Annotated in this window: 11 protein-coding genes; all 11 read right to left on the minus strand. The window is 32.0% G+C overall.

The genetic code is table 11. The features are described 5' to 3' along the window. Positions 1-340: 340 nt before the first annotated feature. Positions 341-1261, minus strand: a complete 921-nt coding sequence (dnaI, locus tag HMPREF3267_RS04055; RefSeq protein ID WP_062077717.1) for a primosomal protein DnaI — start codon at positions 1259-1261, stop codon at positions 341-343. After that, on the minus strand, positions 1261-2637 hold the full coding sequence (locus HMPREF3267_RS04060) for a replication initiation and membrane attachment family protein (protein ID WP_002478057.1): 1377 nt from the start codon (positions 2635-2637) through the stop codon (positions 1261-1263). Before HMPREF3267_RS04060 ends, dnaI begins: the two co-directional genes overlap by 1 nt. After that, positions 2638-3108 carry a transcriptional regulator NrdR gene (gene nrdR, locus HMPREF3267_RS04065; RefSeq protein ID WP_002458887.1) on the minus strand — a complete coding sequence of 157 codons (471 nt, stop codon included), beginning with the start codon at positions 3106-3108 and terminating at the stop codon, positions 2638-2640. Positions 3109-3424: 316 nt separating this feature from the next. Next, a complete protein-coding gene (bioB, locus tag HMPREF3267_RS04070; protein ID WP_062077719.1) occupies positions 3425-4432 on the minus strand; it encodes a biotin synthase BioB in 1008 nt (335 codons plus the stop codon). Between the two features lie 174 nt (positions 4433-4606). Continuing rightward, positions 4607-5608: a type I glyceraldehyde-3-phosphate dehydrogenase gene (gene gap / locus HMPREF3267_RS04075; protein WP_062077721.1), complete on the minus strand. Its 1002-nt coding sequence runs from the start codon at positions 5606-5608 to the stop codon at positions 4607-4609. Positions 5609-5754: 146 nt separating this feature from the next. Beyond that, a complete protein-coding gene (gene coaE, locus HMPREF3267_RS04080; RefSeq protein WP_070823832.1) occupies positions 5755-6360 on the minus strand; it encodes a dephospho-CoA kinase in 606 nt (201 codons plus the stop codon). A gap of 15 nt (positions 6361-6375) precedes the next feature. Beyond that, on the minus strand, positions 6376-7248 hold the full coding sequence (gene mutM, locus HMPREF3267_RS04085; protein ID WP_062077723.1) for a bifunctional DNA-formamidopyrimidine glycosylase/DNA-(apurinic or apyrimidinic site) lyase: 873 nt from the start codon (positions 7246-7248) through the stop codon (positions 6376-6378). 16 nt (positions 7249-7264) lie between these two features. Beyond that, positions 7265-9898 (minus strand): DNA polymerase I, encoded by a 2634-nt coding sequence (gene polA / locus HMPREF3267_RS04090; protein WP_062077725.1) that lies wholly within the window; start codon positions 9896-9898, stop codon positions 7265-7267. A 373-nt stretch (positions 9899-10271) separates the two neighbouring features. Then, positions 10272-11981 (minus strand): two-component system histidine kinase PnpS, encoded by a 1710-nt coding sequence (gene pnpS, locus HMPREF3267_RS04095; protein ID WP_002458881.1) that lies wholly within the window; start codon positions 11979-11981, stop codon positions 10272-10274. Beyond that, positions 11981-12691, minus strand: a complete 711-nt coding sequence (locus tag HMPREF3267_RS04100; protein WP_002478052.1) for a response regulator transcription factor — start codon at positions 12689-12691, stop codon at positions 11981-11983. The genes pnpS and HMPREF3267_RS04100 overlap by 1 nt, the downstream gene beginning before the upstream one ends. A 203-nt stretch (positions 12692-12894) precedes the next feature. Then, positions 12895-14163, minus strand: a complete 1269-nt coding sequence (icd, locus tag HMPREF3267_RS04105; protein WP_002478051.1) for an NADP-dependent isocitrate dehydrogenase — start codon at positions 14161-14163, stop codon at positions 12895-12897. Between the last annotated feature and the right edge of the window lie 46 nt (positions 14164-14209).

Below are 14209 nucleotides of genomic sequence, written 5' to 3' on the forward strand. Positions count from 1 at the left end.
ATGAACTAGTATCGTTGATTCTTTATTATATATAGCAGCAAAATAAAAATCCCATCCCAACAAAGGGACGAGATTATCGCGATGCCACCCTAATTAAGTAATGAAATTTCATATATCTTAAAGTACTTATATGAATATATCATCACTCTACCTCTACATAAGATAACGGTCTTGAGCCGGACACTCATTACAAATGTCTACAAATGAAGGAGTAACACGAAAAGTTATTAACCATTTTTCATCAACCAATGGCTTTCTAAATAATACCCTTAACATGTCATATCTTCAAAAATTTCAACGATATAGATTTACGTTCATTATACAACACATATTTAAAATATCAATTGTTTCTATAATTTTTTCCTTCTAAATATACATCATCAGCTAAGCTTTTTATACGCTCTATAATCCTTGCAGCTTTTGTTTTTTCTGCCCCTTCACGTGTTATAGACAAATGATGTTCCAATTCTTCAAAGCTTAAATTAGAACTAAAGAAAGTTGGCAATTCTTGAACCATACGATAATGTAATAAAGGTCCAATAATTTCATCTCTAACCCATGGAGTTACTTCTTCAGCACCTATATCATCTAACATTAATATTCCAGCTTCTCTAATTCGAGCTAATCGTTGTTCGTAACTGCCGTCTTTAAAACCATTCTTTAAGCTTCTAATATATTCAGGCAAATATACGATAGTTGAGGCAACTTTTTGTGATTTTAACTGATTAGCCATCGCACCTAAAATAAACGATTTTCCTGTTCCAAATGGTCCATAAATGTATAAGCCTTTGACACTTTTACCATTAATAATACTTTTACATATGTGATTAGCTTTTATCGCTATTTCTAATCGATCTCGATCTTCAGTAAATATATCATTTAACTTTGCATTAAGTGTGTCACGCTGCATATGGTGGGAAGTAACTAGTTGGCTATCAAAACGCGCTTCATCGTATTTAATTTTACAAGGACATGGTAAATATTTTATTTTTATGCGTTCATCTTCAACATAAAGTTCAGGTATGTGTCCTTTAACAAAGTTGGGACATGAATGATAATCATGACCATCATAATGCTTTTGCTGGTCTTTAAATTCTTGCAATACATTTAAATCACGATCAATCATGGCATTTGTTAATTCACTTTGGTGCATAGTTAAAAATTGCTTAACATCTGGATTGTTAATAACTTGTTGCTTGATTTGTGAAATACGCTGTTCTAAATTTGAATCTGATCCCATAATATTTTTAAAGCTTTTCATTAATCATCACCCCAATCTTTTTTTAATTGCTCTAGGAATTGTTGTCTATCTTTCTCCAAATTGTCATCTTTTTTCTTTATTTTCTCTTGTCTTTTAGCAGTGTCTCTGTTTTCCAGCCACTTCGGTGTTTTCTCTCTAGAAACAATTTGTTTTCCATAATAACGATTCTTTGCATTTTGAGGTTTTCGCTCTACTTGTTTTGGTTCATTCATTTTTAGTGCTCGTTCGTATGCTTCTTTTGCATTTGAAATGCCTAATTTTTTCCAATTAGAAGCAACTTCAAATATATATTTTTTAGGCAACATCATTTCGTTTTTTAACATCACAAATTGTAATAATATATTTATGACGCCTAACGGTAGTTTTTCTCTACTAACCAATTCTTCTATCATCAGCTTTTGTTGATGAGTCGGTTCTGAACCCGACCATGAGGAGAGCATATCAACTGGGCTTATATTATCTAAACTAGATAGCCACTCGTCTTGTTTTGTATTAGTCGAGTTATCACGCGTATGTTGGCTCTCAGAATCATAATATTTATCAGCATTTATCGCTAATTTAGGCAATTGCTGTTCATGCTCAATTAAATAATATGATCTTGCTTGTTTGCGTAACTCTTCAAACGATAAAGTTTGTGCACTTGTAATTGAGTTTAAAATCATGCGTTTCATTGCCTCAACGGTTAAACCGTATAAAGTAGCCAATTGTAAGATTAAAGCTTTAGCTTCATCTGTAACTATTTCACTACTAATAAAATGATGTTGAAGTAACTCTTTAAGTAATTCGAAATCAAAGTGCTCATTAGACAAATCAAGACCTTTATAATATTGAGATGATTTAATGTTTTGACTATCAATTTTAATATCTTTATTAGGCATTTTAAAAACTTCAGTAAATTTGTGCGTAATATTTTGATAATTTGTTAAATCTTTTCTATCTTGCTCAAAATATTGTTTTAACTGTACAAAGCGCTTTTTATCGACTTCACTAAATAAAAAAACTGACAGCATAGGATCATTAAAAAATTGATAAGCTGTAGGTGGTTGTATTAGTTCATAGATAAAATTTGAATTATCAGATTGATGGCGCACAAAAGATTTAAGCAAGCCAATCCCCTCTAAATAATCCATTGTCTTTCTAAAATCTAATAAATTAACCTTTAACTCATTCATAATGGTATAATGCGTTAGCAATTCCTGATTATTTTCAGATACAAACTGATTTAAATAATGGTATAAACCAATGGCATGCGTACCAATCAATGGAGCATATAATCGATTTAATATTTCTAAGTGAGCCTGACTAAGCTCAAAATGACGAATAACTTCAAAACTGTCTCTTGGTCTTAAATCAAATTGGTAAGCTTGCATGGTCATTTAAGAGTCACTCCGTTTATTATCATTTAAGATACCTTGCATGGAAGCTAGAAGCTGATCAACATCTTTAAATTCTTTATATACGGATGCGAATCTGACATAAGAAACTTGATCGACATGCATAAGTAAATTCATTACATGTTCCCCAATATCTCTCGAAGAAATTTCAGTGTGACCCTCATCACGCAATTGCCATTCTACTTTGTTTGTAATATCTTCTAATTGTTGATAACGCACAGGTCTTTTTTCACAAGATCTTACCAAACCGTTTAATATTTTTTCTCTTAAAAATTGTTCACGTGTACCATCTTTTTTAACAACGATTAATGGGCTCACTTCTATGTGTTCAAAAGTAGTAAAACGCGTGCCGCATTTCTCGCATTCACGGCGGCGACGAATTGCATTTGCTTCATCTGCATGTCTTGAATCAACAACTTTTGAATGTGTAGAGCTACATTTTGGGCATTTCATTTATATCACCCTCTTGATTAGATTATGCTTCATTATACTATATTTTCTATTTTGACAAAAGCAGTGACATGTTCATTGAATCCATACAGAATTTTAACAAATAGCAATTTAACATAACTTTTTTATACACGCTAGTCTTATATATTTATAAAACCTTTTCTATTTTACTTTTTTCAAGAAAAATTATTCAATTATGGCTTTACTTTACAGTTTGCCCCTCCATAATAAATATTACTTATTCTCAATAGTAGAACAATATATTAAATATTTTTTAATTGATGTTGCTTGTTGAATTGTAACGTTGTTTTTTCTGTATTTACTTTGATTTGAATTGTGGATGACTAAAAGTAATTTCATCGTCATTGCCATAATCAATTTCAAAACCTAGATCTTCGAGCATTTGATAATCTAACTCATTTGGTTGACCACCGGTAATTAAATAGTCACCTACAAATATCGAGTTTGCAATTTGTAATGCAAGTGGTTGCAATGATCGCAAATTTACTTCACGGCCACCTGCAACACGAATTTCTTTTGTTGGGTTTATTAAGCGGAATATAGATAATATTCTTAAACACTTCATAGGCGTTAAATCATCCATACTACCAAATTTTGTTCCTTGTATCGGATGTAAAAAATTCACTGGAATACTATCAGCATCTATTTTTTTCAATGCGAAAGCCATATCAATTATGTCTTCATCGCTTTCACCCATACCACATATTACGCCTGAACATGGTGAAATATGATGTTCTTTCATATATGATAACGTTTGTATACGTTCATTATATGTATGTGTTGAAACAACTTGCCCATGATACGACTCGCTAGTATTAATATTATGATTATAGCGATCAACTCCAGCAGCTTTTAATTTTTCTGCCTGCTCTTCGTTAGCCAATCCAAGACAGGCACAAATTTTTAATTGTGGATGATCCTTTTTTATATCTTTTACCGTTTTTGTAATATGTTCTACTTCTTTGTCACTTGGTCCTCTACCACTCATAACAATACAATACGTACCAATTTTATTATTTGAAGCAACATCTGCGCCCTTACATATTGTTTCATTTGACACCAAGGCGTATCGTTGTTTGTGCTTCATCTCTCTAGATTGACCACAATAGCCACAATCTTCAGAACAAATTCCACTTTTTGCATTCAAAATCATATTTAGTTTGACTTTATGACCGAAATAATGTCGTCTAATTAAATAAGCTTCATGCACTAAATCTAATGTAGCTAAAGAAGCATCCCTGTAAATTTTTAAGCACTCAGCCTGAGTTAAATATTTCCCGTTAATAATTTGATTTGCTAAGTTCATTTCCCCACATACCTTTCTGCTTTCAATATAGTTATATCTTAGTCTTTGATATCAATATTGTAAACCTTAAACATTTTTAAGTTTACAATATACTTGTTCTATTTCTGTTAAGACTTAAAATATAAAACGAGGTAAGTTTCCAACTTACCTCGTATTGATGCAGTAATAAATTGTTTATTTAATTAGTTCTCCAAGTTGATTTGCTACCTCAACTACTCTATTAGAATATCCCCATTCGTTATCATACCAGGCTATAACTTTAACCTTATTATCTCCCATGACCATTGTATTTTTAGCATCTATAACTGCTGAATGAGGATTTGTATTATAGTCCTTAGAAACTAGAGGGGCCTCTTCAACATCAATAATTCCTTGTAAGTTTGCATCTCTAAATGCATGATTAACTTCATCTACTGTCACTTTTTGTTTTAAATCAACGACTAAATCAACTAATGATACATTTTGAGTTGGCACACGAAGTGCTATGCCGTGTAGTTTGCCATCCAATTCTGGCATAACTTCTTTTAATGCTTTAGCAGCACCTGTTGATGTTGGTATAATACTTTCCCCACAAGAACGCGCTCTTCTCAAATCTTTATGCGGATTATCTATATTATTTTGATCATTTGTAATTGCATGTACCGTTGTCATTAAGCCATTTTCAATGCCAAAACTATCATTTAAAACTTTTGCAACTGGTCCGATACAATTCGTAGTACACGACGCATTACTAAATATGTCATATGTATCTGTATCTAAGTCTTGATCGTTAACACCTTTAACCACCATCTGTACTTTTCCGCCTTTTGATGGTCCTGTCAATAACACTTTTTTAGCTCCTGCTTGAATATGTGCCTTAGCTTTATCACCATGGTTAAATTTACCGGTCGCTTCAATGACGATATCTATTTCTAAATCTTTCCAGGGTAAATTTTCTGGGTTTCTATCAGACACTAATTTAATATCATGGCCTTCCACTCGAATTCCACTTTCAATAGGTTCTACTCTTTTATCGTATCTCCCATGTGTTGTGTCATAATTAATTAAATGTGCAATTGTTTCAGGAGGATAGCTAGCATTGATGGCAACTACATTCAATGCCTCATTCTTTAGTGCTATTCTTAGCACCATTCTTCCAATTCTACCCATTCCATTAATTGCAATATTCGTTGACATTAAAAGCACCCCTTATATTCTTTATGTTATACTTTATGCAATTAGTATAACATAATTTATCTTCATTGGAAGCGTTTACTTTTAGTTTTTAGAAATTTTTTATATAAAAAACCTTTTACAAATGTATGTAAAAGGTTCCTCTATATTTATTCTTGATTTATATATCCTTGATCAGTCAAAATGTGTTCTACGTTTTGTTTTAATTCTAATTTATCCCCCAAATTATCTATTACTATATCAGCCATTCTACTTTTTTTATCAATAGAAATTTGACTATATACGCGTGCTTTGGCTTCTTCCAAACTTAAATTATTTCTTTCCATTAACCGGTCAATCTGAATACTTTCTGAAGTATATACTAACCAAACTTCATCTACCGTATCTTCTAATTCATTTTCAAAAAGTAACGGAATGTCCATCACCACATTATAACCTTGATTAAGGTAGTGTGATTTTTCTTTATCCATTAGTTGATGCACGATAGGATGTACAATTTCATTTAATTCTGTTCTTTTATCAGGGTGATTAAACACGAGTTGACCCATATATTGACGATTCATTTCACCATCATCATTAATGGCTTCGTTCCCAAATGTTTGGCGGATTTGCTCCAATCCAGCAGAACCTTTTTTAACTGCTTCTCGAGCTGCAATATCTGCATCTACGACTTTAAATCCATAGGCTGTAAGTAATTCTGATACTGTTGATTTACCAGTGGCTATCCCACCTGTTAGTCCTATTACTTTTGGCATAAACTCACTCTTTCATTATTTTTGACAAACCGGACAAAAATGACTATTACGTGTAGCAATCACTTGCTGTTCTATTTTATGTCCACATTTTTTACATTGCTGTTGTTTATATACATTTAAGCGTAACTGCATCGTGCCTGTCTTACCATCTGCATGACGATAATCCGAGATACTCGTTCCGCCATACTCAATACCCTCATTCAAAACGGCTTGAACTTCTAAAAAAAGATTTTGTCTTGCTTGCTGATTTAAGCTTTGCACTTCAGTGGCGGGATGTATTGCAGATCTATATAATGCCTCACAAGCATAGATATTCCCACAACCTGCAATAACTTTATGATCAAGGATTAATTGTTTAATAGGTTTGTGCTGTACTTTAGGTTGGTTTAAATAAGTCAAATAATGATCTAATGCGCTTTCGTCAAAAGGTTCGGGCGCCATATTTTTGAACGATGCGTAATTATTTAGTGCTTGTACATTTCTAATTTCACCAAAACGTCGAATATCTGAATAAACAAGTAATTTACCATTACTTAAATGAAAAATAACATGCCAATGTTTTCTATAGTTTGGAGCATGTATCTCATCTAAATGATTTACGATAAAAAAACCACCTGCCATTCCTAAATGACTAATCAATACACGGCACTCCTGATTCTTTTCAATATAAATATTAATGTATTTACTGCGTCGCTCTACTTTATATATTTTATAACCCTCTGTAAACTGCCTAAAACCATCAAGATTAATCCCTTTAATGATTGTTTCTTTACCGTCTGACTTGCCGTCAATGACTTTTGAAGAAAATGTTACTGATTTTATAATCGTGTTAATTATAAAAGGTTCAATACCTCTTTTAACATGTTCAACTTCTGGTAATTCTGGCATACTTTATTTCCTCTTTCTATTTAGCATCATACCATGTAGCTCCATAGCTAGAATCTACAAGCAATGGGACAGCAAGTGTTAATGCATTATCCATAATTTCTTCAACAAATTCACTAAAATCTTGTACCTCAGACTTTGGAACTTCAAATATTAATTCATCATGCACTTGAAGTAATAATTTGGCATGATAGTTTGTTTCTCTTACATTTTTATCAAATTGTACCATTGCCAATTTAATAATATCTGCAGCACTACCTTGAATAGGCGTATTCATGGCTGTTCTTTCAGCAAAACTTCTTAAATTAAAGTTGCGGCTCGTAATATCTGGAATATAACGGCGTCGATGTAATAACGTTTCAACATAACCATTGGCTTTTGCATCTTTAACAATATCGGTCATATATTGTTTAACACCTGGAAAACTAGCCAAATAATCATCAATAAAAGCTTTTGCTTTTTTACGTGTAATACCTAAATTTTGGCTAAGACCATAATCACTTATACCATAAACAATGCCAAAATTAACCGCTTTTGCTTGTCTACGCATTAAATCATTAACTTGATCTTTTTCAACTCCAAACACTTTCATAGCAGTAGCAGCATGAATGTCGTCTCCATGTATAAAAGCTTCTTTTAAACTTTCATCTTGAGTCATATGTGCTAATACACGAAGTTCAATTTGAGAATAATCCGCAGATAAAATAACATAATCATCTGACGTTGGTTTAAAGGCTTTACGAATTTTACGACCTTCCTCAAGACGAATCGGTATATTTTGTAAATTCGGATCAATTGATGAAAGACGTCCAGTTTGCGCTAATGTCTGATTAAAACGCGTATGGATACGTTGATCGTCACTTATGACTTTTTGCAAGCCTTCTACATATGTTGATTGTAATTTTGACAACTGTCGATACTCAAGAATGTAATCAATAATAGGATGTTTACCTTGTAACTGTTCAAGTACATCAACCGCAGTAGAATAACCCGTCTTTGTTTTTTTAATAATAGGTAATTTTAATGTTTCAAATAAAACAATGCCCAATTGTTTAGGTGAATTAATATTAAATGATTCACCTGCTGCTTCATATATTTCTGAAACAAGATTATCCAATTTTTCTTGAAGCTCGTTTTGCATTTTCTTAAGATCATTTACGTCTGTATAAATACCTGTTTCTTCCATGTCAGCAAGTATTCTCGCTAATGGCAACTCTAAATTATTCAACAAGTCCATTTGATTATGGTCTGACAGAATGTCTGACATTAATGGTTTACAATTATAAATGGCTTGCATAATGGCAGCGATATGCACTTCCAACACATCATCTAGTGGAACTTGTCGTTTTTTCCCTTTACCATATACAGCAATATCACTTTTGACAAAATTTTGATTATAATAACTTACTACGGATTGAACATCTTCTATAGTACGAGATGGATCAATAATATAACTTGCTAACATAACATCAAAATCAATATGCTGCAGATTAATTTCTAAACGATGTGCAGCAACATAAGTCTTTTTAGCATCAAAAACAATTTTATTATTATGATCATTTTCTAACCACTCAATGAGTTCAGTATATTGATGGATATCCTCAGCCGAAATAACGATATATTGATTTTGTGCATATAATCCAAACTTTAAAATTTTATCCTTTAAATAATTACTACCATCAATTTCAAAATGTATGATTGCATTATCTAGCTTTTTAAAATTTATATTATCAAAATGATGGATCACTTCAAAATTGTGTTCAGTTTCACTGTTATTTTCACTAGCACTACTGTCTATATCATTAAGTAATTGTTTAAATTCTAATTTTTGGAAAAGCTCAATTTTATCTTTATTATCATTTAAATCGCCCATAATTGTATCTTTAAGATTCACTTTTATAGGGCTGTCACAATTAATTGTAGCTAAATCTTTACTCATAAACGCATCGGCTTTACTATTCTCAAGGTTTTCCTTAAGTTTTTTTCCAGAAACTTCATCAAGATGATTATACACACCTTCAACAGAATGAAACTGGTTAAGTAACTTAATTGCCGTTTTTTCTCCAACACCAGCTACTCCAGGTATATTATCAGAAGTATCTCCCATAAGACCTTTCATATCAATAATTTGTTTTGGTAACAATCCATTATATTTTTCAGCAATGAATTCTGGTGTGTAATGATCTACATCAGTAACCCCTTTTTTCGTGTAATAAATTGTTACATGGTCCGTTGCTAATTGTGTTAAATCACGATCTCCTGTAATAATAATCGTTTCTAACCCTGACGCTTCAGCTTGTTTGCTCAACGTACCAATAATATCATCAGCCTCATAATTTTCTAATTCATAATACTTAATATGATATGCATCTAATAACTGTCGAATATATGGGAATTGTTCACTTAATTCTGGAGGCGTACTTTGTCTCCCACCTTTATATTCACTATATTTTTCGTGTCTGAAAGTCGTCTTACCTGCATCAAATGCTACTAAAAAATGATTAGGTTGCTCTTCTTTCAATATTTTCTCTAGTAACATAGCAAAGCCATATATTGCATTTGTATGAATACCAGCCTTATTCGACAGCAAAGGCAAAGCGTAAAATGCCCTGAAACTCAAACTATTTCCATCAATTAAAACTAATTTATCCACAATCAAACCTCCAGACCATATTTACCTATATTCTAGCATATAAAGAAGCACTTAACGAGCATGGCGAGTTTTATAGTTCCACTGTCTTTGGGCTAGTGGAACTTATGCATTTGCTCTGCAAAGGCGTTCCATTTTCTCCATGAGCTTCAGCTCAGGTATTCCTTTATTGCACTTAACGAGCATGGCGAGTTTTATAGTTCCACTGTCTTTGGGCTAGTGGAACTTATGCATTTGCTCTGCAAAGGCGTTCCATTTTCTTTTAACTACCTTTAGTTCTCCCTTCATTTGAAAATTGAAATACGCAAAAAACTGACGACAAGTTCTAAGTTTTGTCGTCAGTTTAAAATAATATCTATTGAATGTATGAATAATTTTATACTTCGTTATTACTATAATTATCTGTAAAAGTTACTTTGAATGTTGATCCTTTATTCGGTTCACTCTTGACACTAATGACACCATGGTGTGCTTCAACAATATGCTTCGTAATTGATAAACCTAAGCCTGTACCACCTGAATCTCGACTTCTTGCTTTATCAACACGGTAAAAGCGTTCGAAAATATGCTTTTGTTCTTCTTTACTAATACCAATACCAAAATCTTGTATTTCTAAATATACTTTTGATTGTTGACGATAAACTCGCACAATAACTCGATTATTCTCCAAAGAATAGTTAATAGCATTTGATAGCAAGTTCGTAATGACTTGTGCAATTTTATTTTTATTCGCTTTGAAAATAATATCTGGGCTAATTTCATCTATAATTTCGATATTTTTGTCTTTCGCCTGATTTTGTAAGTTATCTACAGTATTGTGTGCAAGTTCCGATAAATTGACATACGCTGTCTCTAATTCACGTTGTTGTTCTATATGTGACAAATCTAATAAATCCATAACTAAAGACTCGATTCGATTAGATTCTTTTAAAATAATATTTAAAAACATATCTAAAGATGCCACGTCATCTTTTGCACCTTCTATCAATGTTTCAGCAAAACCTTTAATAGAAGTGATTGGAGTCTTAAGCTCATGTGATACATTAGCAACAAATTCTCGTCTTAAATTTTCCAATTTCTTTAAGTTAGTTATATCATGTAAAACAACTACCATACCTTGCAAATGTTTTTTAGATTTTGACAGAATTGGCACGCAAGAAACATCAAAATATTTATGATGTACATTATTGATATTAACTTCAACTTGATTATACATGCTTTTTTCGGTTTTAAATGCTTCTAGAATCAGTTGTTTTATCTTATCATCAATAAAATCATTATAATCCTTGTTTTCAACCTTTTCTTCTAAACCAAAAACTTCATAATATGAATGATTGGCTACAACAATTTCACCATACTTATCAATCATTAATACAGAACTTGGTATATTTTCTAATGTAGTTTTTAAACGGTTTGATTGGATTTTTTGTTTATTATTTAATTTTTGTAAACGGCGTGCAAGTTCATTTGTTGTAACAAACAACGCCTTTGTTTCTTTGACGTTACTTTCAGGTACTCGAACATGATAATATCCATCAGCGAGTAACGAGGTCGCATATGTAACTTCGTTAATCGGTCTAATATATGTACGTTTAATACTTCTAACTGCTAAATAAATTGCGATAAGTACAACAACACCAATTAACGCTATATATTTCCAAAGCTCTTTCTGTAAATTAACCATCTCATCATCTATTCCACTAATGTATATAGCCTCATTGCTAAATTTATTTTTAAAAGTATAGTGGTATCCCTCATCAGCGCGGTCATAAATAATATTAGATGGATTAGCTGCATTATCAATTGCAGGGTTAATATCATAATGGCTTTTTGTTTCAAATATAATTTTATTTCCCTCTGTTATTTTGACAGAAATGTTTTCATTTTTTGCGATATTTTTAATTTCTTCAGTTTTACCTTGTTCTTCTAATTTTGAATAGTTTTCAGTTTTCTTAGTTAAATCAGCAACTTTTTTGTCCGTGAGCGTCTGATATATTGAATGATGCATAATAGCGCCTAATCCGATAAAACTTATTATTGTTATTGTACATAATAGTAAGAGTAACCGTTGATGAAATTTAAGCATTAAGCTTTAGGACGCTCCAATTTATAACCTAAACCTCTAACCGTCTTAATCAATTTTGGTTGTTTAGGATTTTCTTCTAATTTATCTCTTAAATGACTAATATGTACATCCACAATTCTAGAATCACCAGCAAATTCATAATTCCAAACTGAATTAAGCATGTGTTCTCTAGTAATAACTCTTCCTTGTCGTTCAATAAGGTAGAGTAAAAGTTCAAATTCTTTAGGTGTCAGTTCTAATAATTCATCATCTTTATAAACTTCAAAAAATTCTGGACGAATGCGTATATTTTCAATTAAAATATCTTCTTCGTTTGCTGCATCATTTGCAGCTTCATTAACAAACTGAGAACGTCTTAAAATTGCTTTAACCCTTGCAACTACTTCTCTAGGTGAAAACGGTTTTGTCATATAATCATCAGCGCCTAATTCCAAGCCTAAAACACGATCGAATTCATCATCTTTAGCTGTTAACATTAAAATAGGAACTAAGTTTTTGTCTGAACGAATCGTCTTACATACTTCAATTCCATCTTTTTTAGGTAACATAACATCCAGTACAATTAAATCTGGTTGTACTTTTTCTACCTTTTCTAGTGCTTCTTCACCGTCATATGCGACTTCGACGATATATCCTGCCGTTTCTAAGTTGTATTTTAGTAATGTTACGATTGATTGCTCGTCATCTACCACTAAAATTTTTTGTGACATGATGTGCCTCCTATATTGTAATTGCATTTTCACATTCATTATAACTGAAGTTTAAAAAAAAATAACATATCAAACATTAACTTTACATAATTTTTACATTAATTTAAATATAACCTAATATTAAGAGATTATGTACCCATTTAAAAGATAAAATCGAAATTCATTTTATAAATGAATTTCGATTCATATCTACAAACCAAGTCTTATTTTAAATTTTTAATTAATTCATCAGCAAATTCAGAAGTTGAAACTTCTGTTGCACCATCCATTAAGCGAGCAAAATCATATGTTACTATTTTTGAAGCGATAGTTGACTCAATGGCATCTGTAATTTTATCAGCTGCTTCTTGCCAGCCAAGATGTTCTAACATTAAGACAGAACTTAATAATTCAGATGATGGATTAACTTTATTTAATCCTGCATATTTAGGGGCAGTACCATGTGTAGCCTCAAATATAGCATGTCCAGTTTCATAGTTGATATTAGCACCTGGTGCAATACCAATACCACCAACTTGTGCTGCTAAGGCGTCTGAAATATAATCTCCATTTAAATTCATAGTAGCAACAACATCATGCTCTGCAGGACGCGTTAATATTTGTTGTAAGAAAATATCCGCAATAGAATCTTTAATGATAATCTTACCTTGTTGTTCAGCTCTTTCTTGAGCTTTATTGGCAGCCTCTTTACCATCATTTTCTACAATCTCATCATATTGCTGCCAAGTAAATACTTTATCAGCAAATTCATTATGCGCTAAATCATAACCCCATTGTTTAAATGAACCTTCAGTAAATTTCATAATATTACCTTTATGAACTAATGTGACAGATTTACGACCATTATCAATGGCATATTGTATAGCGGCTCTGACCAAACGCTCAGTACCTTCTTTTGATACAGGTTTAATACCAATTCCAGATGTTTCAGGAAATCTAATGTTCGATGCACCCATTTCATTTTGTAAGAAATCAATCACTTTCTTAACTTCTTCAGTACCTTCTTTAAATTCGATTCCAGCGTATATATCTTCTGTGTTTTCTCTAAAAATCACCATATCTACATCTTGTGGTCGTTTTACTGGAGATGGTACTCCTTTAAACCAACGAACTGGGCGGAGACATGTAAATAAATCAAGTTGTTGACGTAAAGCTACATTAAGTGAACGAATACCTCCACCAATTGGTGTTGTTAATGGTCCTTTAACAGCTATTAAATATTCTTCTATCGTTTTTAAAGTTTCGCTAGGTAGCCATTCTCCTGTTTCGTCATAAGCCTTTTGCCCAGCTAATACTTCTTTCCACACAATTTGTTTTTCACCGTTATAAGCTTTCTCAACTGCGGCATCAATCACGCGGCTAGCTGCTTTCCATATATCTGGTCCAATACCATCCCCAATAATAAATGGAATAATAGGTTCATTTGGAACTTGTAACCCATCTTGTGTTTTAACAATTTTTTCTGCTGACATAATTTGAACCTCCATTATAAAAATTCACATTAGTAATTAATTAACT

Origin of the sequence: Staphylococcus sp. HMSC62D11 (assembly GCF_001839145.1) — a bacterium.
Taxonomy (GTDB): domain Bacteria; phylum Bacillota; class Bacilli; order Staphylococcales; family Staphylococcaceae; genus Staphylococcus; species Staphylococcus lugdunensis.